At 60.4% G+C, this 25,648-nt stretch carries 23 protein-coding genes; 21 read left to right on the forward strand and 2 right to left on the reverse strand.

The genetic code is table 11. From position 1 onward, the window contains the following. Positions 1-13 precede the first annotated feature (13 nt). A complete protein-coding gene (locus ACZ41G_RS02620) occupies positions 14-802 on the reverse strand; it encodes a thiamine diphosphokinase (protein ID WP_321046411.1) in 789 nt (262 codons plus the stop codon). A 351-nt stretch (positions 803-1,153) separates the two neighbouring features. Here ACZ41G_RS02620 and infC point away from each other — a divergent pair, with 351 nt between their 5' ends. The 11 genes from infC to ACZ41G_RS02675 all read left to right on the forward strand — a co-directional run bounded on the left by infC (position 1,154) and on the right by ACZ41G_RS02675 (position 11,765). Further along, positions 1,154-1,855 (forward strand): translation initiation factor IF-3, encoded by a 702-nt coding sequence (infC, locus tag ACZ41G_RS02625; RefSeq protein WP_033505203.1) that lies wholly within the window; start codon positions 1,154-1,156, stop codon positions 1,853-1,855. Positions 1,856-1,939: 84 nt separating this feature from the next. Further along, the gene (gene rpmI, locus ACZ41G_RS02630; protein ID WP_015450200.1) at positions 1,940-2,134 is read left to right on the forward strand and encodes a 50S ribosomal protein L35; all 195 of its coding nucleotides are present in this window, start codon (positions 1,940-1,942) and stop codon (positions 2,132-2,134) included. Positions 2,135-2,183: 49 nt separating this feature from the next. After that, positions 2,184-2,567 (forward strand): 50S ribosomal protein L20, encoded by a 384-nt coding sequence (gene rplT, locus ACZ41G_RS02635; protein WP_033492307.1) that lies wholly within the window; start codon positions 2,184-2,186, stop codon positions 2,565-2,567. 462 nt (positions 2,568-3,029) lie between these two features. Continuing rightward, entirely contained in the window at positions 3,030-3,980 is a 951-nt protein-coding gene (gene xerD, locus ACZ41G_RS02640; protein WP_464145786.1) for a site-specific tyrosine recombinase XerD, read from the forward strand. A 282-nt stretch (positions 3,981-4,262) separates the two neighbouring features. Continuing rightward, on the forward strand, positions 4,263-5,102 hold the full coding sequence (locus ACZ41G_RS02645; RefSeq protein ID WP_029576527.1) for a ParA family protein: 840 nt from the start codon (positions 4,263-4,265) through the stop codon (positions 5,100-5,102). Positions 5,103-5,200: 98 nt separating this feature from the next. Next, the gene (locus ACZ41G_RS02650) at positions 5,201-6,013 is read left to right on the forward strand and encodes a segregation and condensation protein A (protein ID WP_321046819.1); all 813 of its coding nucleotides are present in this window, start codon (positions 5,201-5,203) and stop codon (positions 6,011-6,013) included. Next, positions 6,010-6,693, forward strand: a complete 684-nt coding sequence (gene scpB / locus ACZ41G_RS02655) for an SMC-Scp complex subunit ScpB (protein ID WP_464145788.1) — start codon at positions 6,010-6,012, stop codon at positions 6,691-6,693. The genes ACZ41G_RS02650 and scpB overlap by 4 nt, the downstream gene beginning before the upstream one ends. 158 nt (positions 6,694-6,851) lie before the next feature. Beyond that, complete coding sequence (gene typA, locus ACZ41G_RS02660; RefSeq protein WP_033505208.1) at positions 6,852-8,780, forward strand: translational GTPase TypA; 1,929 nt, start codon at positions 6,852-6,854, stop codon at positions 8,778-8,780. 191 nt (positions 8,781-8,971) lie between these two features. Further along, positions 8,972-9,505, forward strand: coding sequence for an alcohol dehydrogenase (locus tag ACZ41G_RS02665; protein ID WP_441481643.1), 534 nt, complete (start codon positions 8,972-8,974; stop codon positions 9,503-9,505). After that, positions 9,502-10,551, forward strand: a complete 1,050-nt coding sequence (locus tag ACZ41G_RS02670) for a prephenate dehydratase (protein ID WP_152570312.1) — start codon at positions 9,502-9,504, stop codon at positions 10,549-10,551. The genes ACZ41G_RS02665 and ACZ41G_RS02670 overlap by 4 nt, the downstream gene beginning before the upstream one ends. A 119-nt stretch (positions 10,552-10,670) precedes the next feature. Further along, positions 10,671-11,765, forward strand: coding sequence for a prephenate dehydrogenase (locus ACZ41G_RS02675; RefSeq protein WP_464146198.1), 1,095 nt, complete (start codon positions 10,671-10,673; stop codon positions 11,763-11,765). Between the two features lie 249 nt (positions 11,766-12,014). Here the strand turns inward: ACZ41G_RS02675 and ACZ41G_RS02680 are convergent, their stop codons facing one another. Further along, a complete protein-coding gene (locus tag ACZ41G_RS02680; RefSeq protein WP_029576521.1) occupies positions 12,015-12,293 on the reverse strand; it encodes a DUF6725 family protein in 279 nt (92 codons plus the stop codon). 409 nt (positions 12,294-12,702) lie between these two features. Between ACZ41G_RS02680 and ACZ41G_RS02685 the strand changes: the two genes are divergently transcribed. The 10 genes from ACZ41G_RS02685 (at position 12,703) to ACZ41G_RS02730 (ending at position 25,423) form a co-directional block, all read left to right on the forward strand. Next, complete coding sequence (locus ACZ41G_RS02685; protein ID WP_412171144.1) at positions 12,703-13,743, forward strand: tyrosine recombinase XerC; 1,041 nt, start codon at positions 12,703-12,705, stop codon at positions 13,741-13,743. A gap of 582 nt (positions 13,744-14,325) precedes the next feature. Beyond that, entirely contained in the window at positions 14,326-15,963 is a 1,638-nt protein-coding gene (locus ACZ41G_RS02690) for a peptide ABC transporter substrate-binding protein (RefSeq protein ID WP_464145792.1), read from the forward strand. 310 nt (positions 15,964-16,273) lie between these two features. Beyond that, on the forward strand, positions 16,274-17,200 hold the full coding sequence (locus ACZ41G_RS02695; protein ID WP_464145794.1) for an ABC transporter permease: 927 nt from the start codon (positions 16,274-16,276) through the stop codon (positions 17,198-17,200). 19 nt (positions 17,201-17,219) lie between these two features. Further along, on the forward strand, positions 17,220-18,188 hold the full coding sequence (locus ACZ41G_RS02700; protein ID WP_033505221.1) for an ABC transporter permease: 969 nt from the start codon (positions 17,220-17,222) through the stop codon (positions 18,186-18,188). Positions 18,189-18,201: 13 nt separating this feature from the next. Beyond that, the gene (locus tag ACZ41G_RS02705) at positions 18,202-20,235 is read left to right on the forward strand and encodes a dipeptide ABC transporter ATP-binding protein (protein ID WP_412171115.1); all 2,034 of its coding nucleotides are present in this window, start codon (positions 18,202-18,204) and stop codon (positions 20,233-20,235) included. Between the two features lie 374 nt (positions 20,236-20,609). After that, positions 20,610-21,470 carry an exodeoxyribonuclease III gene (locus ACZ41G_RS02710; protein ID WP_033505226.1) on the forward strand — a complete coding sequence of 287 codons (861 nt, stop codon included), beginning with the start codon at positions 20,610-20,612 and terminating at the stop codon, positions 21,468-21,470. Positions 21,471-21,600: 130 nt separating this feature from the next. After that, entirely contained in the window at positions 21,601-22,509 is a 909-nt protein-coding gene (locus ACZ41G_RS02715; protein WP_441481646.1) for a DUF3710 domain-containing protein, read from the forward strand. Between the two features lie 8 nt (positions 22,510-22,517). Continuing rightward, on the forward strand, positions 22,518-23,264 hold the full coding sequence (locus ACZ41G_RS02720) for a DUF3159 domain-containing protein (RefSeq protein WP_441481647.1): 747 nt from the start codon (positions 22,518-22,520) through the stop codon (positions 23,262-23,264). A 183-nt stretch (positions 23,265-23,447) separates the two neighbouring features. Continuing rightward, positions 23,448-24,746 carry a class I SAM-dependent RNA methyltransferase gene (locus tag ACZ41G_RS02725; RefSeq protein ID WP_464145798.1) on the forward strand — a complete coding sequence of 433 codons (1,299 nt, stop codon included), beginning with the start codon at positions 23,448-23,450 and terminating at the stop codon, positions 24,744-24,746. Between the two features lie 308 nt (positions 24,747-25,054). Beyond that, complete coding sequence (locus tag ACZ41G_RS02730; RefSeq protein WP_464145800.1) at positions 25,055-25,423, forward strand: ACT domain-containing protein; 369 nt, start codon at positions 25,055-25,057, stop codon at positions 25,421-25,423. The last annotated feature ends 225 nt before the right edge of the window (positions 25,424-25,648 follow it).

A 25,648-nucleotide genomic window follows, 5' to 3' on the forward strand; every position in this document is an offset into this window, starting at 1 on the left:
ATCGTGGTCATCGTCACGCCGATTGACGCGGTGTCGCAAGCGCTGCGGACACTGCGGTGCTCAACGCGCCCAGGTCGCCGCTGAATGCGTGCAGACGCTCGACATGGGGCAGTCCCGCTTCGATGGGGAACGTGACGATCAGCGTGCCGGAGCCGACGCTGACGACCGCGGGGGTGGCGGTCAGGAACTCGTTGCTGACGCCTTGGACCGTGTCGTTGAGCATAGTGGCGTGTTCGAGACGATACTTGAGGCCGCGTTCGGTGACGTCGGTCGATTGGTCGCTGTGCGAGAACACCGATACCATGTGCCCGGCGCCGCGTGTCGCGGCATCCGCGGAAAAGGAGAGCGAACCGTCCGATATCGCGGTGACGACGGTGTCGTCGCCGAACAGGTAGCCGATGCCGCCGTGGGCTGCCAGACGTGCAAGGATCTGGATATTGGCGATGGAATGATCGACACGCCCGCCGAGCGCACCATATATATGAAAAGTCCGGGCGCCCTTGGCCCAACCGACTTTCAAGGCGGACAACAAATCAGGATCGTCTTTCTCTTCAGGTAGGCGGATGGTGCCGGATTGTTCTGGAACCGGCCCGCTGATGGAATCGAAGTCGCCGATGACCGCATCCGCGCGGATGCCCAGGGCATGTGCGTGGTCGAGACCGCCGTCGGCGGCGATGACGAATGCGTTCGGCGGGACCGAAGGACGTCCGCCGAAATACGTGCCTGCCGCGAAAACGACGCATGTCGTAGCCGCAATGTCGGTGTCGCGCGGTTGCTGGCGTCGCTGGCGTTCCTGTTCCATGGGGCCTCCTTCCTGATCTGCGACCAGTATAATGGCGGCCGGTCGGATCGCGGGACTTGAGTCCGCCGGGGAGTTGCGTTGCCTGGACATCGCTCGCAACGAGGTCGCGACACGCGGCTGCATTTGGTCCGGCCATGTGCTAAGCTATTGCACCGGCTTGAGAAATCAAGAAAGCGGGTGTTAACCCCACCTGGAAGCCTGTCGTGGTTTCGGGTTCAAGGCTAGACCTTGATGCGTGTCAACGCATTGTTGAATGACGATTTGGTTGTACGGGTTCGTATGACGAGATTGCGTCAGTGTCTTCCATGAACTCGCCGCGAACGGTTCTGAGGGGAATCCGCTTCAGGAAATATGAGGATTGGAGTCATCATTAGCGACGAACCACGCATTAACGACGAGATTCGCGTCTCCCAAGTGCGCCTGATTGGCCCGAACGGCGAGCAGGTCGGCGTCATCGCGACCACGGTTGCGCTGAACTTGGCGAAGGAAGCGAACCTCGATCTCGTCGAGGTGGCACCGAACGCGAAGCCTCCGGTGGCCAAGCTCATTGATTACGGCAAGTACAAGTACAACGAGAAGATCAAGGCCCGTGAAGCGCGCCGAAATCAGAGCACTGCCGAAATCAAGGAGATCCGTTTCCGTCTCAAGATCGACGCCCACGACTTCGAGGTGAAGAAGGGCCATGTCATCCGCTTCCTTGAAGGCGGCGACAAGGTCAAGGTCACCATCATGTTGCGTGGCCGCGAGCAGTCCCGACCGATCGGCGGCGTGGAGCTTCTCGAGAAGCTCGCTGACGAGGTACAGGATTACGGCACGGTTGAATCTGCGCCGAAGCAGGAGGGCCGCAACATCATCATGACGCTTGCGCCCAAGGGCAAGAAGGTGCACACGCAGTCCGAGCAGCGCCGTCGCGGCGCCGAATCGCGTGCGGAGCGCCAGGCACGCCAGGCGGCTCGCCTCGCAGCCAAGCAGGAGTCGAAGGCCAAGGCGGCCCAAGCCGCCAAAGAGGCTGTCGCCTCCGGCGGACAGAAGGAAGACAAGCCTTCCAAGTAAGCCAAATGAATGTGTCGGATGGGCCGAGCCCATTCGCCCACGCTATCCAACACGATGTGATAGATGATCACAAGGAGGGCAGCAATGCCGAAGATGAAAACCAATTCCGCCGCTTCCAAGCGCGTCCGCGTCACCGGCTCGGGCAAGCTCATGCACGCCGGCACCGGTATGCGCCACAACCTCGAGCACAAGTCGGCCAAGAAGCGCCGTCACCTGTCCGCTGACGAGGTGCTGGCCACGTCGCAGGCGAAGAAGATGCGCGGTCTGCTCGGTCGCTGAGCCGAAGCCCGTTGAGTTACTAGACGAATAGAAAGCTGAGGAAATAACTATGGCACGTGTCAAGCGCGCAGTCAACGCCCACAAGAAGCGTCGCGTCGTTCTCGAGAGGGCTTCCGGCTATCGCGGCCAGCGCTCCCGTCTGTATCGTAAGGCCAAGGAGCAGCTGCTGCACTCCTTCACCTACAACTACCGTGACCGTAAGGCGCGTAAGGGTGACTTCCGCAAGCTGTGGATCCAGCGCATCAACGCCGCCGTCCGCGCTGAAGGCATCACCTACAACCGCTTCATGCAGGGTCTGCGTCTCGCCGGCATCGAACTCGACCGTCGCGCTCTCGCCGAGCTCGCCGTCTCCGATCCGGACACGTTCAAGACCATCGTCGACGCCGCCAAGGCTGCGCTGCCGGCTGATGTGAACGCCCCGGTCGCTGCCTGAGCGCATCCGTGAGCATAGCGGCGATGCGGAGGTCTGAACCCCGCTGACCGTTGTAACGTCTCGCAATGCCCCGACTCCTCTAAGGAGCCGGGGCATTGTCGTATGTTCTGCCCGTTGGTCGGCATGTGTGTCCGACGGAGACGGATGCGATGGTGTCCTGTCACGGATCGGGTGCCGTCGCCCACCTTCACAAACTGTCTATGCCAAGACCGGTCTCAGTGCAGACAGTTTGTATCAGTAATGCGTTGTATTAGCAACCCGTAGTGTCAGCCGCCCGTTGTATTGGCAGCACGTTGTCTCCGACACCCATCAGGAACCGAGACGTGGTGCTCGATCAGGTGAACTTGCGCGGTGAACGCAGGAACGGACAACCGTCGTCGTGTTGCCGTGCCTGTACCATATGCAACAGCACAGAACATGTAGGTACACCGGCACAACACCGGCACGGGAGATGATGGGACGATGGCTGAGCGATTGAATCCGTCGACGACACTGTCGTCATCGCTGCGCGACCAGCTGTCGGCGTTCATCGGGCATATCGCCGTGGAACGCGGCCTCGCGGACGCGACCGTCGATGCCTACCGGTCGGATCTCGATCGCTATATCACCTGGATGGAAGATCACGGCATCCGCTCGATGGACGGAATTCGGCAGCAGGATGTGCAAGCCTATGCGCAATCGCTTGCCAGGCAAGGCCAGAGCGTGGCAAGCCGCCGGCGCCATCTCGCCAGTATCCACGAATTTCACCGATTCGCATTATCGCGTGGCGCTGTCAGCGACGATGTCTCCGCGAAAGTGCGCGCCCCGAAAGGCGGATCACATCTGCCGGACGTTTTGACAATCGACGAGGTCTCGACATTATTGGATGCCGCGGCGATGCACGGAAGTCAAGATCCCGTAGTCTTGCGGGACAAGGCGTTGCTCGAATTCCTGTATGCTACCGGTGCCCGTATTTCCGAGGCCGTGGGCGTGGATTTCGCTGATATTGACTTCGATGACCGACTGGTCAGGCTCACCGGCAAGGGGTCAAAGCAGCGGCTGGTGCCGATCGGCAGCTACGCATGTGACGCATTGGAACGGTATCGAGACCTCGGTCGGCCTGCGCTCGCGAGCAAAGCCAAGCAGCCCGAGCTGCGGGCGGTGTTCCTCAACCGCCGCGGCCAGCGCCTGTCGCGGCAAAGCGCTTGGGACGCCGTACGCATTGCGGGGGAGCGGGCGCATCTGGCCCGTCCGTTGCACCCACATACCTTGCGCCATTCCTTCGCCACGCATTTGATCCAAGGTGGCGCCGATGTGCGCACCGTGCAGGAACTGCTGGGGCATGCGTCGGTCACGACCACGCAAATCTACACGCATATCGCACCGGAAACATTGATGGAAACGTATATGACCGCTCATCCACGGGCGAGATGACCGTCCGACATAATACAGCCGCTGGGACGTGCGGGCGATACGATGGTGTTCGGTGTGCGGCGACGCGGTCGCACGTCAGGCGTATCCGCGGCGGATACGCGGGAAGGAGCAGGCGTGGATGACACGATGACCCCGATGCGCGACACCCGTCAGGGATTATTGCCGATTATGGGCACGCATACTGGCGCAACGCAATCGATTCATACATCCGACGATGATGAGTTGGATGCCGAGGGTGAGACGCAGCCGGACGTGGACACGCCGCTTGGTACAGTGAACGGTATGCCAACGGATTTACTGGGACGAGAATATGAGACGTTTCCTGCGCCACAGCCGCGCCACGAGCACGGGCCTGCGCGCGTTATCGCGATGTGCAATCAGAAAGGCGGCGTCGGCAAGACCACCAGCTCCATCAATATCGCCGGCGCGCTCAGCCAGTACGGTCGTCGTGTGCTGATCGTCGATTTCGACCCGCAGGGCGCGGCTACGGTCGGTCTCGGCATCAACGCGAACACCGTGGACAACACCGTGTACACCGCCCTGTTCGACCCGTCCGTCGACCCGCACGACATCATCCAACATACGGATTTCAAGAACCTTGACGTCATGCCCGCGAATATCGATTTGTCTGCGGCGGAAGTCCAATTGGTCACCGAAGTGGGTCGCGAGCAGATTCTCGCTAGCGTACTGCGCAAAGTACGTGATGAATACGATCTCATCATCATCGACTGCCAGCCGTCCCTCGGTCTGCTCACCGTCAACGCGCTGACTGCGGCGGACGGCGTGATGATTCCGGTTGCCGCTGAGTTCTTCGCGTTGCGTGGCGTGGCGCTGCTCATGCAGTCCATCGAGAAAGTCCAGTCGCGCATCAACCCTTCCCTTGAAATCGACGGGGTGCTGGTCACCATGTACACACGCACCCTGCATTCTGAGGAAGTGCTGCAGCGCATCTATGAGGCGTTCGGCGACAAGGTGTTCCATACGGTGATCTCCCGATCCATCAAACTGCCCGATGCGACAGTCGCCGCCGCGCCGATTACGATATACGCGCCGAACCACAAAACCGCACAGGAATATCGTGAAGTCGCCCGCGAAATGGTCGCGCGCGGAGTCGTCGCCTGAACGTTGGCGGATACGCCGTGAGTGGGCAGTCGCCATCCGTGCAGGGGTCGGTGCAGGCGTCGGACGGTGTCCAAAGTGATGAAACCGGTACGCCGGCCATGACGGCAATGGCGGACATGCCGGCTGCGGACGGTTTCTCCGTCAATCTGGACAACTACGCTGGCCCGTTCGACGTGCTGTTGGGCATGATCGCCAACAGACGCCTCGAACTGACTGAAGTGTCCCTGTCCGCCATCACGGAAGAATTTCTTGCATACGTGCGCACGCTCGACACTGAGCGCAATATGGATGAGGCGAGTGCGTTCCTCGATGTGGCATCCGTGCTCATCGAAGCGAAAAGCGCTGCCTTGTTGCCGCATGACGAAGACGGCACCCAGGACGAACGCAGCATGGAGGCATTGCGGGAACGCGATCTCCTGTTCGCTAGACTGCTGCAATATCATGCGTTCAAACAGGCGGCGTCCGATTTCCGTGTTCGGATGGATGACAACGCGCGCCACGCCCACCCTGGCAACGCTGACCCCGCTTTCGCCGCGATGCTGCCGCAATTGGTGTGGACGCTCACCCCGCAGGAGCTTGCGGGAATCGCCGCGGCGGCATTGACGAACGCGCCGCTGGAACATGTTGCAACGCATCAATTGCATGTGCCGTTGGTTGATTTGCGGGAGCAATCCACGTTGGTTCGCGATCGCCTACGCGCCTTGCCCGCCGGAGAGGGCATGGCGTTCTCCAAGCTGTGCGAGGACGCACACGGTACGCTTGAGGTGGTCGCGCGGTTCTTCGCCATTCTCGTGTTTTTCAAGCAGGGAGCCGTGCAATACCGCCAGTCTGGGCCGTTCGAACCGTTGTTCGTCAGGTGGATGCCGGGGCGGGATACTGCTCAATTGGTTGGCGAGAAGGATATGTCATGATCGAAGACAATACGAAGCGTGAGATGGCCTCTCAGAGCGGCACGGCGGCTCCGGGTGGCTCGGACAAGCTACAGCAGGCTTGGCAAGTGGATGATTTTCCCGGCGGATTGCCCGCGTGCCTTGAAGCGGTGCTGATGGTTGCGGACGGGCCGCAACAGGAGCGGGACCTAGCGCACGCGTTGCATTGCGATCCCAAGGATGTCCGCGACGCGCTCGAATCGCTCCGACGCGAATACGACGGGGATCTCGAACACGGCATCGCCCCGCGAGGCTTTGCTTTGCGCAGCAGCGCTCGTGGATGGCAGTATGTCAGTCGCAGCGAGTTCGAACCGGTTGTCGGAGCGTTCGTTACTGACGGGCAAACTTCCCGCCTGTCGCAGGCGGCGCTCGAGGCGCTCGCCATCATCGCGTACAAGCAGCCGATGACTCGCGCCCAGGTCGCTTCCATCAGAGGCGTCAATTCCGACGGCGTGATCCGATCGCTGACCGTGCGCGGATTGGTGCAGGAACATGGCGCGGATCCCCAGACACACGCCGCGTTGCTGGAGACGACCGGATTGTTCCTCGAATACATGGGCCTCGATTCGTTGGACGATTTGCCGTCGTTGGCCCCGTTCCTGCCGGCCGACGCAGGACAAGTGGTCCGCGAGGCGGCGGGGGAGCAGCTTGGCGCGTTGTAGCCCGTCGCCGTGCCGGCCTGTGTGCTTCGCGGACAGCCGATTCAACCTGTCGTGGTCCGCCGGTAATCTTGTGACGGTTTATGTGTAAGCGGTAGGTGGGTGATTCCCGCATCCGAGAGTGATACGTAGACAAATCATGCAATTAAGAGAGGTAATTGATGGCAGTTCGCGGTGATATCCGTAATGTGGCAATTGTAGCGCACGTCGATCACGGCAAGACCACCTTGGTCAACGCCATGCTCCAGCAGTCCCACGTCTTCAACGAACGTGAGGAGGTCCCGGACCGCGTCATGGATTCCAACGATTTGGAACGCGAGAAAGGCATCACCATCCTCGCCAAGAACACGGCGGTCAAGTACACCGGCCCCCTTGCCGCGAAGTACGGCGAGCCCAACGGCATCACCATCAACGTGATCGATACTCCCGGCCACGCCGATTTCGGCGGCGAGGTCGAGCGCGGTATTTCCATGGTCGACGGCGTGGTGCTGCTCGTCGACGCGTCCGAAGGCCCGCTGCCGCAGACCCGTTTCGTGCTGCGCAAGGCGCTCGAGGCGAAGCTGCCGGTCATCCTGTGCATTAACAAGACCGACCGTCCGGACGCCCGCATCTCCGAAGTCGTCAGCGAATCCACTGATCTGCTGCTCGGCCTGGCTCAGGACGTCATGGAGGAGGGCGTCGACCTTGATCTCGACTCCCTGCTCGACCTGCCGGTCATCTACTGCGCCGCGAAGGTCGGCTACGCTTCCGCCGACCAGCCTGCCGACGGCGCCCTGCCGGACAACGACAACCTCGAACCGCTGTTCGAATCGATTATCGCCAACATCCCCGCCCCGCAGTACGAGGAGGGCGCACCGCTGCAGGCCCATGTCGCAAACATCGACTCCTCCGACTTCCTCGGACGTCTCGGCCTCGTGCGCGTGTACAACGGCTTGCTCGAGAAGGGCAAGACCTACGGCCTGTCCCGCGTGGACGGCTCGATTGAGAACTTCCGTGTCTCCGAACTGCTGCGCACGCAGGGTCTGGACCGCATCCCGGTGGAATCCGCAGGCCCCGGCGACATCGTCGCTGTCGCCGGTGTAAGCGACATCATGATCGGCGAAACCATCGTCGACCCGAACGACCCGCGTCCGCTGCCGCTTATCCATGTCGACGATCCGGCGATCTCCATGACTTTCGGCGTCAACGATTCCCCGCTGGCTGGCCGTGAAGGCAAGGATCACAAGCTTACCGCCCGTATGATCAAGGATCGTCTCGACCGCGAGCTCATCGGCAACGTGTCCATCAAGGTGCTGCCGACTGACCGTCCTGACGCGTGGGAGGTCCAGGGCCGTGGCGAACTCGCGCTGGCTGTCCTCGCTGAGGAGATGCGCCGCGAAGGTTACGAGCTGACCGTCGGCCGCCCGCAGGTGGTCACCAAGATGATCGACGGCAAGATCAACGAGCCGATGGAGAACACCACCATCGACGTGCCCGAGGAGTACATGGGTACGGTCACGCAGCTGCTGGCCGACCGCAAGGGCCGTATGGATTCGATGACCAACCACGGTTCCGGCTGGGTGCGCCTGGAATTCACCGTGCCGTCCCGTGGCCTGATCGGCTTCCGCACCGCACTGTTGTCCGCCACGCGCGGTACAGGCATCGCGAGCTCCATCTCCGCTGGCTACGCCCCGTGGGCAGGTGAGATCGTGACCCGCCAGAACGGCTCTATGGTCTCCGATCGCGCCGGTGTCGCCACCCCGTACGCTATGCAGCGTCTGCAGGCCCGCGGCCAGTTCTTCGTCGAGCCGCAGTCCCCGGTCTACGAAGGTCAGGTCGTCGGCATCAACAACAAGCCTGACGAGCTCGATGTCAACATCACGTTGGCCAAGCATATGACCAATATGCGTTCCTCCACCGCCGACGTGCTTGAAACGCTCACCCCGCCAATCAAGATGAGCCTCGAGGAATCGCTTGATTTCGCGAACGAGGACGAATGCGTCGAGGTGACGCCGGAAGCCATCCGCGTGCGCAAGATCATCCTTAGCCGCGACGAATGGTACAAGTGGCGCGCCAAGCAGCGTCGCCAGAACAACGCGGCAGCCAAGTAAGGCATGACATCGTCATCGCGCTCTTGACACGCGAAGACGATTGACGGTCTGACGCCGTCTGCACTCGGCATGGTCTGGGTGCAGACGGCGTCGTCGTTTTCGCGATGTTGTTTCGCGGTGTACAAGCGCGAGGGATTCGCCGGTGTGGAAGCAGCGGGGCGTTTTTCGCGGCGGGAAGGCATACTGGACATATGACTTCTTCACCAGCTTCGGGGCGCGACCTGCCGTGGTCGCATCGCCAGTCGTATCCGACACGGATGACCATTTCGCTGCTCGCTGGCGCCGCGGTCGGCATGATCGGCACGCTTGCGCATCGGCTGGGCGCGTCCGCGAATATTCCGTACGGCCTGGTCCTCGCATTGCTTGTTATCGTGCTGTCCGCGTGGTGCGCGCGGTCGCGCGCCGGCGCGCTGGGGCTGGGAGTCCATGTGGCGGCGTCCTCGATTGTCGCGTGGGGGCTTGCGGTGGCTCCACGTGGTTCGGGCGCATTGGCGCCGGTGGGGTTCGGGGACCCCTCGGCGGTACCGTTCTGGAGTGAGCATGTCGGCATGATATGGCTGTACGGCATGATTGTGGTGCAAGTCATCCTGCTGTTCCTGCCCAAACGATGGTTCCGTATCACCGTGGATGACGACATCCGGCCGGCGGCACACGCGGCGGCTGCAAGCGGCACCGCCGATGGCACAGACACCGGCAACACCGCGCAAGACAAGGAAGTCCAATGAGCCAAGACATCACCGACAACACTGTTTGCGACGGTAATCGCGCATTTGAGGCTGCAAGTCGGCGCCAGTCGCTCCCGTTGTATTATCTGGGCCCGCAAGGCTCATTCACTCATCAGGCGGCGGTGTGTGCAAGCCGGATGCTTGCATCGCTGTCGGAGAACATCACTCCGATGCCGGAAAGCACCATCCCCAAGGTCATGGCGCATGTGCGCGACGGCGAGGGATGGGGTGTCATCGCGTGGGAAAACAATGTCGAAGGGTATGTGGTCCCGAACCTCGATATGATGATCGACGCGGATGACGTTGTCGGCTTTGCCCATGTCGGCGTCGATGTCGTGTTCGACGCGTTTGTGCCACAGGGGAGCGCGAAACGAGGCGTCGCGCTCCGTGAAGCGACTGCACACCCACACGGATTGGCACAATGCCAGCGATTTATCGCCCGGCATCATCTCACGCTCATGCCCGCCACGTCGAACGCGGCCGCCTGCCGGGACGTGCGTGACGGCCAAGTGGCGCTCGGCCCATCGATTTGCGGCGAATTATACCATTTGGACACGCTGGAACACCATGTGCAGGATTATCACGGCGCTCGAACCGAGTTCCTTGTTCTCGCCCGCCGGGATGATGTGCCCTCGCTGATGGCGCAAGTCAAGGCGGACGGCAACAGCGAGTTCGAAACGATCATCGCGTTCATCCCGTTGAGCACAGGACCCGGCGTACTGGCGAATCTCCTGGACGTGTTACGTGACGCCGGACTGAATATGACCAGCTTCATCTCCCGCCCGATCAAGGGGCATGCGGGGACTTACAGTTTCGTCGCTGCCGTGGATGCGGCCCCATGGCAACCGCATTTCCGCAGTGTGCTGACCGAGGTTGTCGAACATGGCGACTGGGTGAAGACCCTAGCGGTCTACCCGCGCAGGGAGCGCCCGAATCCGCCGGTCAATGAATGGATGCTGCCGCAAGGGGGAGTGTGCTTCGACCCCCATGCCATTCCAGAGGCGTGGGATAGCAGTGTTGATGCCGCAAGGGAGTTGCTGTGGTGAGTGATGATTCCGGGCGGCGGTTAGCATGCGGCTATGCGGAGGGCATCACGGGCTCGGCATTCGCCGCGACCGATACGGCGAATGCGGCAGGCTCGACGAACGCGGCAGACTCGACAAGTATGGCGCACACGGCAGAACGAGGAAGGGAGACGGATACGATGGCAGACAAGACGGGCATGACAATCGGCATTGTCGGATTGGGCCTGATCGGTGGCTCCCTGGCACGCCATCTGGCGGCCAACGGGTATCGGGTGATTGCGTGGAACCATCGTCCGCACCCGTATGAACAGGCCAGACGGGACGGCATCGTATGCGTGGACTCGCTCGAGGAACTCGCCGGGCATCCCGGTGCACGCCCCGATCTCATCGTATTGTGCAATCCGCTGAAAGCCATGCCACAGATGCTCTCCCGGCTTGCCCTGGTCATCGACCGCACGACGACCACCCTGACCGATGTCGGCAGTGTAAAAGCCTTGGTGCGGCAGCAGGTCGTCGCCGCGGGTCTGGGGAACTGCTATGTGGGCGCCCATCCGATGACTGGAACCGAGCGTTCCGGCTTCGAGGCTTCCGATCCAAGCCTGTTCGACCATGCCTTGTGGGCGATCACCGTGGACGAATCGACAGATTACCGGCGTTTCCTTGTGGTAGCGCGCATGATCACCGAGGGGTGCGCCAATCGGTGCATCGTCATCGACGACGGCACGCATGATCGCGCCGCGGCGCTGATCTCTCACATGCCGCATGTGGTCGCCACGGCGTTGATCAATGAGCTGACGGACAATCCCGACCGCAATATCGCCGCAGCCCTCGCCGCAGGATCGTGGCGTGACATGACCCGTGTGGCGTTGACTGATCCGCAGCGAACCCGTGCCATGGTCGACGAGGACGCCGAGAATGTCGAAACGCTGTTGCGACATATGGCCGATCGCCTTGTCGCAGTCGCTGACGCGTTGCACGACGGGGACAACCGGCAGATCGGAGAGTTCTTCGCCCACGGCCAACCATTCCGCGACTACAAGGCGGCGTGCGTGCGCGCGAATACTCAGGCGGAAACGCCGGTGACGATGGACATGCCGCTCAATCTCGCCACGTGGCGTGACCAACTGTTGGAATCGGCACGTCGCGGCGAGCAGGTGACGGGGTGGCGTTCGGATGCCGTCGCGGTGGTCGAGCGCCGCCCGGCGGTGGTGTCCGCTGCGCTAGTGCGCGCGTGACATCTGCCTGCCTGATTATGCGACATCCGCGGGACGGCCTGCGATTCCAGTGGCGTGTGGTTGTGTGTGTCCGGTTTTGTGTTTTTGGTTCCGGTTGCCTGTAGTTTCACGTCATCGGTTTCGTGTCCCGGTTCCGACCGCCTCGATGGTTGAGTTGACCGGGCACGCCCACACCAGGTGTTGGATATTGGGAGAAGTCGTCTGATTGCGCGATTCGCATCTGAATTCCCGATTTGCGCGCGGTCGTTCCTAAGCCTTGTCGGATGCCTTTCGACGTGCCGCTGTGCCGGGGCGTTCCGGAACCGGCTTGAGCCGCACGATGCTATCGGCCTCGATACTGACCTGCTGTTCGGGGCGAGACCCGTTGGCGGCGGCGTCGCGGATCATCTTCAGGGTGGTTCCGTTCCACTGCTGCACATGCCCGACAAAATCCCGATACGTCATTCTGCCGGTGTTCGGGTCCGCACCTGCCTTCGTGCGGACGACGATGCGGGCACCAGATGGAATCTCGCGTGGAAGCCTCGGCACCCCGCTCCCGCCGATGGCGCCGGACAGGTCGCGCGGCTCTCGCTTCGCGGGCGGGACGTCGGTGTTCCCCGCGGTGTTGTGCGGTTCGGGTTGTGGAACGATGAACATGGTCTCCTCGCTTGCTGGGGTTCCGCGCAGATCGGGCCTGCGGTCAACACCACGGATATGCGGATATGCGGATATGCCGCGGTGCCCATCTTATGGCCGTTCGCGTATCGGCGTAGATCGCGGCTGCGTACTATGGCAACTATTATGGGCGAACAAGGATAAGCGGACGAGCGTGAACGAGTAGATACGGGCAGACGGAAGGTATACACAGATGGAACGGGAACGACGCAAACCGGGCGCTCGCCGGTCAGGTGGCGCAGCGGACGGACGGGCTTGTGACAAGAAGGAATCCTCGTCACAGATGGAGCAGCTCGTCGGCGCCCAAATCGAAGCGGTTATCGACGAGTTCCTCCACGATCTTCGCGTCAATCGCGCCGCCAGCGACAATACGCTGAAAGCGTATCGCATCGATGTGCTGGACTGCCTCGTCACCATGAATATCGATGGCCTCGAAGCGCTCGATCGGGTCAATGTGGACGATTTGCGGGCGTGGATGTCCAGTGAAAGCGCCCGCGGATACGCGCGTTCCAGCATGGCGCGCAGGACCGTGGCGGTCCGTGGCTTCTTCCGTTGGGCGCAGGATCAAGGGCTGATTGACAGCGACCCCGCTGCCCTGCTCATGACCCCGAAAATCCCTTCCGTGCTTCCGGCGGTATTGACCGAAGCACAGGCGAAAACCCTGATGGATGATGCGGATGCGTACACAGCGCGGGGGAGTGCAGGGGCGGCGCGAGAGGGACACCAGCAAGGACCTCAGCAAGGACAGCGTCGATCGGAGCGCGGTGGGCAACAACCGGAATGTCAACGGCACCAGACCGGCGGTTCGCCTGCGGACCATGCAATCGCCGTCCGCGACGCTGCGATGATGGAGCTGCTCTATGCGACGGGCATCCGCGTCGGGGAACTTGTCGGCATTGACATTGCCGACATCGATTTCGCCCAGCGAACCGTCCGCGTCACCGGCAAAGGGGATAAGCAGCGTGTCGTTCCGTTCGGAGCGCCGGCGGCGCGTGCGTTGGACCAGTGGCTGCAAGCCGGACGCCCCGCGCTTGCAGGCGATCGTTCCGGTGAGGCGTTGTTCCTTGGTCGCCGGGGCGGCCGGGTCGACCAGCGGATCGTCCGGCAGGTCGTACATCGCGAGGCTCGCAAGGCGGGTGTTCCGGACATCAGTCCGCACGCCTTGCGGCACAGTGCCGCGACCCATATGCTCGACGGCGGCGCCGATCTGCGTGAAGTGCAGGAGATGCTCGGGCACGCCTCGTTGCGTACCACCCAGCGGTACACCCACGTTTCGATGGAACAGCTCAAACAACGCTACCGGCAGGCTTTCCCGCGCGCCTGAATGGTACGATGCTGCGGCGGTGGCCCGACATGCTTTGGCTGGATAAACCGCTGCCGAACCGGAGAACGAATGCCGACAACCGATTCGGTTCGCAAGAGCGCTCGCCATTATCCAAGTTGCGACCCAGTGCAACTGGTCCGGGAGCATATTGCAACGACGAGCGAACGCTCTTTTTCCTGCGTCAAATCTATATCGGCAAACAACAAACCACACGCGGAACATCTAATCCGCATGTCCCCGCGCACCCGCAGACTTGTCGCGCGTTGTGCGCGGAACGAGAAGAAAATTTACCGACTCGTAACAATGGTTGCGAAAACATCGGCGGGCCACGTCGAGTGACAAGTATCCGGCATGCCCTAGGCACCCTTGGAAATTCCTGTCATGCAAGGCCTTGGACGACGTCGCGATTGAACACCTGATGCGCGAGGCGTTGCGGATGGCAGCGAAAACATCATCTTGCATCTTGTCCCACAGAGGGGTAAGAATTGACGATGTTCAGCAACGAGGTTGGGGCGGGAGCCCGAGCCTCGTTGTTTTTTGGGATTCGTCCCAAAATCAAACACACACAGGAGAAAAACGCATATGAAGAAGAAAGCAATTGCGCTGATCGCTGCGGCATGCTCGCTCGCGATGGCGCTCGGCGGCTGCGGCTCGTCGTCATCTTCGACTTCCGGTTCGTCCGACGGCGGCAAGGTCATCATCACCGCCTTCGGTTCCGAACCGCAGAACCCGCTCATCCCGGGCAACACCAACGAAACTGGCGGCGGCCGCCCGGTCGAACTGATGTTCGCCCGCCTGGTGAGCTTCGACAACAAGGGCAACGCGAAGAACGAAGTCGCCCAGTCCATCAAGCCGAATGCCGATTCCAGCGAATACACCATCACCCTCAAGAAGGGATGGAAGTTCACCGATGGCACTCCGGTGACCGCAGAATCCTTCACCAAGGCCTGGAGCTACACCGCCAATGCGAAGAACGCCCAGAAGTGCGCGTCCTTCTTCTCGACCATCAAGGGCTATGACGACCTGCAGAAGGACGGTCTGAAGGGCGACGAGCAGCTCTCCGGCCTCAAGGTCGTCGACGACTACACCTTCACCGTCACCATGAACCAGCCTGACGCCACCTTCCCGGTCAAGGTCGGTTACGAGGGCTTCTCCCCGCTGCCGGAATCCTTCTACAAGGACCCGAAGGCCTTCGGCGAGAAGCCGGTCGGCAACGGCCCGTACAAGTTCTCCAGCTGGGATCACAACAAGCAAATCGTGCTGGTCAAGAACCCCGACTACAAGGGCAACGTCAAGGTCAACAATGACGGCGTGACCTTCAAGATCTACACCTCCACCGATTCCGCCTACGCCGACGTGCAGTCCGGCAACCTCGACGTCATGGATTCCGTCCCGGCGACCGCGACCAAGACCTTCCAGTCCGATCCCAACGTCGAGGCTTACAACAAGGCCGGTTCCGTGAGCCAGACCTTCACCATCCCGTCCGATCTCGATCACTTCCAGACCAACACCGAGGAAGGCGTCCTGCGTCGCCAGGCCATCTCCATGGCCATCAACCGCAAGACCATCGTCGACAAGGTGCTCGGCGGCGTCGGCACCCCGGCCAAGGAATTCACCTCCCCGATGACCCCGGGCTATTCGGACTCCCTCAAGGGCGAAAGCAATCTGGAGTACAACCCGAAGAAGGCCAAGGAACTGTGGGCCAAGGCCGATGCCATCTCCAAGTATGACGGCACCCTCACCTTCTCCTACAACGCCGACGGCGGCGCCAAGCCGATCTACGACGCTGTGGTCAACCAGCTGAAGAACAACCTGGGCATCAAGGCCGCCACCAACCCGGTCCCGACCTTCCAGGAGTTCCGCACCGACGTGTCCAACCGCACCATCAAGGGCGCGTTCCGTACCGGCTGGCAGCCTGATTACCCGTCCCCGGAGAACTACCTGTACCAGCTGTACGACTCCGCTGCGGCCGACAACCAGGGCTCCAACGACGGCGACTACAAGAACCCGGCCTTCGACAAGCTCATGGACCAGGCGTACGCCGCGACCAGCACCGAAGCCGCGAACAAGATCTACCAGCAGGCCCAGGAAATCCTGCTCAACGATCTGCCGGCCATCCCGCTGTACTACGGCAACGCGTACGGTGTGGCTGCCAAGGGCGTGAAGAACTTCACGATGAACTGGCAGAACCAGCCGGTCTATTCGGAGCTGTCCAAGTGACGGCACGCCGATAGGCGTCTGATATTCCACGAGGGCGCATGGCATGGATTCATGTCATGCGCCCTCGTCGTGTCAAACCCATCATTATCCGAAAAAGCAATGTTTCTACGCTGTTAACGTCCGGTATACGGAAACGGTCACCGTGACGCCCCGAATGCCCTACAATACAGGGCGAGCGCGGTTTCAGGCCTTGTACAGGTGACGCAGGGGCAGAGGTGGGGTAGACTATCGTAAGTATTTTATGGCCGCAGTGCCGCCATGCCCGACAGGGCCCGGTGCGAACGGCCGAAGAGCAATAAGGAGCAACCCAATGGGCAAATATCTTCTGCGACGCATTCTGCAGATGATTCCCGTGGTCCTTGGCACGACCCTCCTGGTTTATGCTCTTGTCTTCGCGCTGCCGGGCGACCCGGTGAAAGCCATGTTCGGGGACAAGCCGGTCAACCAGGCGGTCGCGGCCCAGATCCGCGCCGAATACAACCTTGACAAGCCGTTCATCATTCAGTACCTGCTGTTCCTCAAGAACGCACTGACCCTTGATTTCGGCAACACCTTCGCCGGCCAACCGGTCATCGACGAAATCGGACGCGCCTTCCCCGTGACCATCAGGCTCGCGTTGATGGCCTTCGTGTTTGAAGCGGTTTTCGGCGTCATCTTCGGTATCATCTCCGGCCTCAACAAGGGACGTTGGGGCGACACGGTGATTCTGATCATCTCCCTGCTGCTCATCTCCGTGCCGACCTTCGTCACCGGCTTCATCATGCAGTATCTCATCGGCGTCAAGTGGAGGCTGCTGCCTGTCACCGCCGGCAACGATCCGGGCTTTGTCGATCTGCTCATGCCGGCCATCGTGCTCGGCTCAGTGTCCATGGCGTATATCATTCGCCTCACCCGCGGTGAGATCTCATCCAACATGAACGAGGACTACGTGCGTACCGCCCGTGCCAAGGGCATGGGTCGCCGCCAGGTGTTCATGCGCCACGTCCTGCGCAACTCGCTGATTCCCGTGGTCACCTATCTCGGCCAGGATCTCGGAGCGCTCATGGGCGGCGCGATGATCTCCGAAACCATCTTCAACGTGCACGGCATCGGATACCTCACCTATCAGAGCATCCTCAAGGGCGAAAGCAATATGGTCGTTTCCATCGTCACTCTGCTGACCCTGATCTTCGTCGTCACCAACCTCATCGTCGACCTGCTGTACGCGGCGCTTGACCCGCGCATCCGGTACGCGTGAGAGGAAGGAAGAGATAATCATGGCAGAACCATCACGCAATGACACCGCCCGCGTATTGCCCGGACAGGAACGATTCGTCGCACCGATCGACGAAACCCCGCTCCAGGCGGTCGACTCAATCGACGAATCCGCGCCGGCGGCCAGCATGTGGGCTGACGCGTGGCGTACGCTGCGTCGCAACCCGATGTTCATCATCTCCGCGATCCTCATCATCTTCGTCGTGTTCGTCGCCCTCTTCCCGGGCGTGCTCACCAAGCAGAATCCGAACTACTGCAACCTCGACAACTCCCTCGAGCCCGCCAAAGCAGGCCACCCCTTCGGCTTCGACCTGCAAGGCTGCGACGTGTATACCCGCACCATCTACGGGACCCGCACCTCGCTGAGCGTCGGCCTGCTGTCCACGATTTTCGTGGTGGTGATTGGCGCGTTCATCGGCGCGCTCGCCGGCTTCTTCGGAGGTTGGGTTGACGCGGTGCTCAGCCGTCTGACCGATATCTTCCTCGCGCTGCCGATTCTGCTCGGCGCCATCGTCGTGCTGCAGATGTTCAAGACCAGCACCTCGATCTGGAAGCTGGTGCTCGTCATCACGCTCTTCGGCTGGGTGTCCACTGCGCGTATCGCCCGAGGCGCGGTCATGGAAGCGAAGAACCTCGAATTCAACACCGCCTCCACTGCCTTAGGTTCGACGCCGTGGCGCAATCTGATCCGGCATATCATCCCCAATTCGCTGGCCCCGATCATCGTCATCGGCACCACGTCCCTCGGCTCCTACATCGTGCTTGAGGCGACGTTGAGCTTCCTCGGTGTCGGCCTGCCGACCACCACGGTCAGCTGGGGCGGCGACATCTCCAGCGCGCAATCCGTGCTGCGGACCAACCCCTCCGTCCTGTTCTATCCGTCGGCCGCGCTGGCAATTACCGTGCTGGCCTTCATCATGATGGGTGACGCCGTCAAGGACGCGCTCGATCCAAAGAGCCGTACGGCCTGACAAGGAGCATGTGATGACTGAGAACACCAATACCAATGCGAAGGACGAGGCCGCACAGCGGCTCGAGGCGATGCAGCGCGAACAGGGCCCGCTGCTGGAAGTACAGCATCTGAAGGTCGATTTCACCGACGACAACGGGCATGACGTCCATGCCGTGCGCGACGCCTCATTCAACGTCTATCCCGGACAGTGGGTGGCGATCGTGGGCGAATCCGGTTCCGGCAAATCCACGTCCGCTATGGCGGTCTTGGGCCTGCTTCCGGGCACCGGACACGTGGTCGGCGGCTCCATCAAGCTCGAAGGCCAGGAGATCTCCGGCCTCAAGAGCAAGGAGTATGACCAGCTGCGCGGCAGCAAGATGGGCCTGGTCCCGCAGGACCCGATGAGCAACCTCAACCCGGTGTGGCGCATCGGCACCCAGGTCAAGGAAGCGCTTGTCGCCAACCATATGGACATCTCGCATGAGAAGCGGTCCAAGCTTGCGAAAGCGCTTGCAGGCGATGAAGTCAACGTCAAAAGCGAAGATGACGAGACCTTCATCGGCTCGGCTGAACTTCCCGCGTTGCTTGGCGCCGCCAAGCAGGCGCTCACCGAGATCGGCATGAGCGGTAAGAAGCTTGACAATGCGATGGAGTTCTTCACTGAAGAATGGACGCCTGGCTCCGAGACCCGTTGGCGTGTGGCCGACGACCTCATCAAGGCTGGCGTAAACGATGACAAGGCCTGGCAGATCGCCAAGGAGCATGTCACCGGTTCGAATATGAACGACCGCATCGCCGGCCTCCTTGATGAAGCCGGTCTGCCGGACGCTGCGACGCGTGCGCGTCAGTATCCGCACGAGTTCTCCGGCGGTATGCGCCAACGCGCGCTGATCGCCATCGGTCTGGCATGCCGTCCTGACCTGTTGATTGCCGACGAACCGACGTCCGCGCTCGACGTGACCGTCCAGAAGCGCATCCTTGACCATTTGCAGACGCTCACCGATTCGCTGGGCACTGCAGTGCTGTTCATCACGCATGATCTGGGTCTGGCGGCGGAACGCGCGCAGCATATTGTCGTGATGTACAAGGGGCAGGTTGTCGAATCCGGCCCATCGCTCGAAGTGTTGCAGCACCCGATGCACCCGTATACCAAGCGGCTGGTCGCGGCGGCTCCGTCGCTCGCCTCGCAGCGCATCATCTCCGCTAAGGAACGCGGTCAGAATGCGGATGCGTTGCTCGAGCACCAGGTCAAGGGCGAGCAGACGCTGGAGAAGAGCGAACACATTATCACTGTCGAGCATCTGACGAAGGAATTCAAGCTTCCGCGCAAGAAAGAGATGTTCAAGGCGGTGGATGACGTGTCCTTCTCCGTCAAGCGCGGTACGACGCTCGCCATCGTGGGAGAATCCGGCTCTGGCAAGTCGACCGTCGCGAACATGGTGTTGCGGCTGCTTGAGCCCACGTCGGGTAAGGTTTTCTACGAAGGCAAGAACATTTCGGACTTCGGCAAGGCCGAGCTGCTGGACTTCCGTCGGCATGTCCAGCCGGTCTTCCAGAACCCGTATGGTTCGCTCGACCCGATGTACTCGATCTACCGGTCCATCGAGGAGCCGTTGCGCATCCACCATATCGGCGACAAGAAGAGCCGTGCGAAGCGTGTGCGCGAGCTGCTTGACATGGTCGAACTGCCTGAATCCGTGATGACCCGGTATCCGAACGAGCTGTCCGGCGGCCAGCGTCAGCGCATCGCGATCGCACGTGCCATGGCGCTCGACCCGGATGTCATCATCTGCGACGAGGCGGTGTCCGCGCTCGATGTGCTGGTGCAGGACCAGGTGCTTCATCTGCTCAATGATTTGCAGGCGGAACGCGGGCTGAGCTACCTGTTCATCACGCATGATCTCGCGGTTGTCCGTCAGATCGCCGACGAGGTGGTCGTAATGCAACACGGCAAGCTGGTCGAACATGCGACAACCGACGAGGTGTTCGACCACCCTCAGCAGCAGTACACGCGCGACCTGCTCGACGCGATTCCGGGAGGCAAGCTCAAGCTCGGTCTCGACTGATTCGCAGCCTGTTGCCCTAGATACATCCCATAACCGTCTACCGACGCTAGGAACCCCTTCAACGTCGGTAGACGGTTTTGTATTTCTGCCGACGCTGGGACCGTGCTGCGTGTCGGTAGAAGGTTGTGCCGACACTGAGACTGTCCTGCGTGTCGGTAGAGGGTTGTGGAGCTTCCGTCTCAGAGTCTGCCTCTCTTGCGGCTGGTCTTTCTCACAAACTGGTTACGCCGGGATGGCCGTAAGCGTAGCCAGTTTGTACGGATGGGAGGTACAGGTGGACACGCGGATGAACGCATAACCGGTGCAGAAACGAAGGTAACGGACGCTCAAGAGCGCGTGACGTCTCGTAGGGGAGCGCTGCTAGGCTCGGAGCCATGAGCATTGTGATCACGACATCGAATGTCAACGGCCTACGTGCGGCGAACCGCAAGGGCATCATGCATTGGGTGCAAGAGCATACGCCTGACGTCTGGTGCATGCAGGAGGTCCGCGCGCCCCAGAAGGAAATCGACCCGATTTTCAACAAGATTGCCGATACCTACGTGGACTCCGGGAAAATCGCCAATCCCGCCGATTTCCACACCATGGACGAAGTCTGCCGTATCAAAGGTCGCGCCGGCGTTGGGCTGCTGTCGACGCTGCCGGTAGTCGCCACCCGGTATGGGCTACCCGGGCTTGAGGAAGACGTGGATTCCGGACGCTGGATTGAGGCGGATGTCCGCACCCCGCAAGGCTACGAGATTACGGTCGTATGCGTGTACGTGCATTCCGGCGATGTTGACGATCCGAACAAGATGCACCAGAAATTCCGTTTCCTCGACACCATGCTCACCCGCATGGGGCAGCTGCGCGACGAGGCGGCGCACGGCGGCAAGCAGGCGGTGCTGTGCGGCGATTTCAACATCGCGCACACCCCGCTCGACATCAAGAACGCGAAGGCGAATGTGACCCACTCCGGCTTCTTGCCCGAGGAGCGCGCGTATATCGACAAATGGCTCGGCGAGTACGAGTTCGTCGATGTGATGCGCGAGCTTGCCGGTGACATCCAAGGGCCGTACACGTGGTGGAGCCAGCGCGGCAGGGCGTTCGACAATAACACCGGTTGGCGCCTGGACTACCAGTTCGCCACGCCAGAGCTCGCGCAGACCGCACGCGGATTCACCATCGACAAGGCGCCCACTTACGACGCCCGTTGGTCCGACCACGCGCCGCTGAGCATCACGTACGACGTGTGAACAGCAGTTGTCGTCCCTGAGACCTGCCGATGCCGGCTTCAGCCGCGCGAACGCACGACATCGCGTTCACAGCTGGCTTTCATCTGCGGTGTTATTCTTGGGACTGTCATATCCGTAGAAACGAGGAGCTATGGGATTGTTCGGATTCGGCAAGAAGAAGCATCATGACGATGATGCCGCGCGCGACAAGGACGCGAAGAAGGCACACCAGAACGCGGTTGATGCCAACGGCAGCAAGGCAGCCGCGGCTGACGACAACGAAGCGAAACAGTCGGAAGTAGCCGCGCAAGCCAAGGAACAGAACGCATCCCAGGGTGCCGAGGAGCAAGTGGACTATCCCACCGAGGTGAGCGAAGAGTATGAAGGCCGCGGTGAGGACTGGGGCCCGTGGGATGTGCGCGACGAATACGTCCCCGACTATGATGAGTACCTCGACCTTGGTGCCTACTACATCCCGTTCATGAAGGGCATCGAGCTGCGCATCAAAGCCGCCCGCGCGAATAAGGCGGTGCTGGGCGCCACCATTACGTACGGCACGTCAAGCCTGGAAGTCGAGGCGTTCGCCGCGCCGAAGACGCTGGGATTGTGGGACGACGTACGCGCCGACCTGCTGGATTCCAAGAGTGATGTCGCCAAGGAAGTGCCGGGCGTATTTGGCATGGAGCTCATTCTGCCGGTCCCGATCAAGGAAGGCAAGATGGTGACCACACGCATCGTGGGCGTGGACGGCCCGCGTTGGATGCTGCGTGGCATTTTCTCCGGCAAGGCCGCGACCGATCCGGATGACGAGGAAACACAGGCGCTGAACCGCTTCTTCTCGCAAATCGTCGTGGAACGTGGAGAAGAGCCGCTCGCTCCGCGCGACCTGATTCCGATGCATGCGCCGGTCACTCCGGGCGAGCGTAAGGCCGCTGCAGAGCAATCGCAGCAGGGAAACGCCGAGATTCCGCAGCGCCCGAAGGGTCCGTTCGACTCCGATCAGCAAGTAGAGCAGAAGACCACCTTGTCCCGTGGCCCGATGTTCTCCGAAGTGCGTTGAGTGGCGCGATGCCGGATTCGGCCCAGAACCGCAAACCGCGTACCGGTGTCGCCGCCCTCACTCAAGCGGGGGACGGTGATTTCTCCGTCATCGAGGCGATTGGCGGCCCGCGTGGCGTCGTGGAATCGATGCTGCCAGGCTTCGTTTTCGTCGTGATGTTCGTTGTCACGTCCGATTTGCGCCTGACGGTGATGGTATCCGCGATACTCGCCGTAGTACAAGTGCTGGCCCGGCTTGTCCAACGCCAGTCGGTCATGGGTGCGTTGAGCGGATTGGTGTCGGTCGCAATCTGCCTGGTGTGGGCGTGGCACAGCCATGAGGCGCGCAATTACTATATGTTCGGCTTCATCACGAATGCCGTGTATATCGTGCTGCTGGGCATCTCGTTGATTGCACGGGTGCCGGGGCTTGGGCTGGTGGTCGAGTTCATCCGGTCGTTGCCGACTGAGCATTTCCGCGATTGGTTCCGCGGTTGGATGGACGACAAACCGCTCAAACGCGCGTATATGACGATAACCGCGCTGTGGGTGGGTGTGTTCGCGCTCCGTCTGCTCGTGCAGGTTCCGCTGTATCTGTCTGACCGGGTGGCGTGGCTGGGTACGGCTCGTCTGCTGATGGGCATTCCGTTCTGGGCGTTGGCGATTTGGGTGTCGTATTTGATTGTCGCCACGCCGATGCATCGGCATCGTGAGCTTGAGCGTGCGGCACAACGGCAATCGGAGGATGGGGAAAACAAGACTGCGGAACGCGGCTGATGATGTCATATGGCGGATGGTGTGCAGGGTGTGCGCATCATCCGCCATTATCGTGTTCTGGGCACTAGGTTGTGCTAGGTTGTTGCACCAGCAAGTTGCGGTCGGCATGTCGATGTCCGGGCCGCTTGATTGGCCGGCGCGTACACCGCCCGGCTGTTGGCAGGCAGGAAAGTGATAGGAAATATGCAGGTAGAAGTGCGTATCGAGCGGTATGCCGATCAGGGTCGCTGTGTCGGCCATATCGATGGCCGTGTGGTGTTCGTCAGGTTCGCGCTTCCGGGGGAGTTGGTGCGCGTCGAACTTGATGAGCCGCATGACCGTGATGACCGGTTCTGGACCGGCGAAGTGGCGGAGGTGCTTGAAGCCAGCCCGGATCGTGTCGAACCTGTCTGGCGGTTGGCGGGACCATTGGCGCAAGGCGGCGGCGTCGGGGGAGCGGACTTGGTGCATGTGAGTCTGCCGGGGCAGCTTGCTTGGAAGTCCGCGGTGATTACCGATCAGATGCATCGCATGGGGCATGTCGAGTGTGATCCAGTGCCGGTTGAACGTGCCGATCATGATGTGGAACTCGGCGGGCTGAATTGGCGTACACGCATTGAGATGATCGCCGATGAGCATGGAATGCCGTCCATGCGCCGTCGGGGTTCGCATGTGCGGGTCCCGATTGACACCATGCCGCTTGCATCCCGTGCGCTGCTTGCGGTGGCGGACGAGGAGCGCATCTGGGATGGTAGTTTTGAGCCTGGTTCTCAAATCAGATTATCCGTGCCGGAACCACGTGGCATCGATACCACTCATGCTGATTCGCAGGCGTTGCTGAAAGCGGTCGGCAACAATTACGCGGTACTGGTTAATGGCGAGTTGCGTTCCGGTTCCAAGCATCTGCGCGAATCCGTAAGCGTTGCCGGCGGAACCTTCGACTATCGCGTGGATGCCAACGGTTTCTGGCAGGTACACCGCATGGCTCCGGTGATGCTTGCCAGCCATGTGATGGATTTGGTCCGTAAGGCGCTTGACGGCCGCAAACAGGCCGTATTGTGGGACTTGTACTCAGGCTCTGGCCTGTTCACGCTGCCGTTGAGCATGCTGGCCGCCGAGCGTACGCGCATGCTCAGCGTTGAGGGCGGGCGTACCGCTGTGCGTAACGCCCAATACAACTTGAGGCACTGCCAGATCAGTTCCGTGGACGCCCGTGTTGGCGATGTCCGCCGCACGCTGCAACATGTCCCCAGCGACCTGGCTCAGCCGGATGTCGTTGTGCTGGACCCACCGCGTGCGGGGGCAAGAGCCGCGGTGTGCCGTCAAATCGCCGAAAGCGGCGCGAAATCGGTCATCTACATCGCGTGCGACCCGACAAGCCTCGCCCGTGATACCGCGACGATGGTGGGCGAACTCGGCTATCGTCTCGCCGACATCCACGCCTACGACATCTACCCGATGACTCATCACGTTGAGACGGTAGCGTTGATGTCCAGGAACTAAAATCGAGTGCCTGAAAGCGGCATATTTCCGGGCTTTTTCGGAGGCTTGGATTTGAAGCCAGACTTCTGGGAAAGCTCGGTTTTCTTATATGGAAACATATCCACTGCAAAATGTGTGTCAGGTTGTAACCTTGGATTAGATGTCACGATTTGAGACAGTGGATTAGATATCAGGCATTTGGGGATGATTTTGGGAAAATGGAAAGTGGTGACAATCAATCCGGCAACTCGACCATTTGTGGTGTTTGCAGGCAGCGGATTAGACGTTAAGAGAGGTTATGCAAAGCGGAATTTGCGAAGGAGAGTAATTTGCTGGTATTAAATAAATTAGAGCGGCTGCTAACGGTATGTAAAGTCAAAAATATTGATGATATAGATTTAAGCAGGGAATTCTACTTCATTGGTAAAACAGATGAAGAAATATCTCTTGTGTGTGAAACAAATGACGTTCCTGAAAACACAATAGAACGTGAAGATGGGTGGCGTGGTTTCCGTATTCAAGGGATTTTGGATTTTTCACTTATTGGCATTCTTTCAAAGTTGTCTGGAATACTTGCGGATAATAAAATTGGAATTTTTGCGGTATCTACATACAACACAGATTATATTTTAGTGAAAGATGCTGATTTTGAAAAATCATTGGCTGTATTATTAAACGCTGGATATACAGTGATATAGATTTCAGATGCCTTAAATCCAAAGAAAATTATACGATGGGTGAATTATTAGCATGTAAGTTCAGTATATTGCAATCGAAGGAAAATGTTTCTTTATCATTGCTGATATGATTGTCGGACACAGTTCTTACCCTTCTGATCTGCAGGAGTATAATATCGCATCTGAACTTTCAGGACTTGTGTGCAGAGGAGGAGGCTGCATTATTGATCCATATGGGCATTATTT

The organism is Bifidobacterium porcinum (assembly GCF_055378475.1).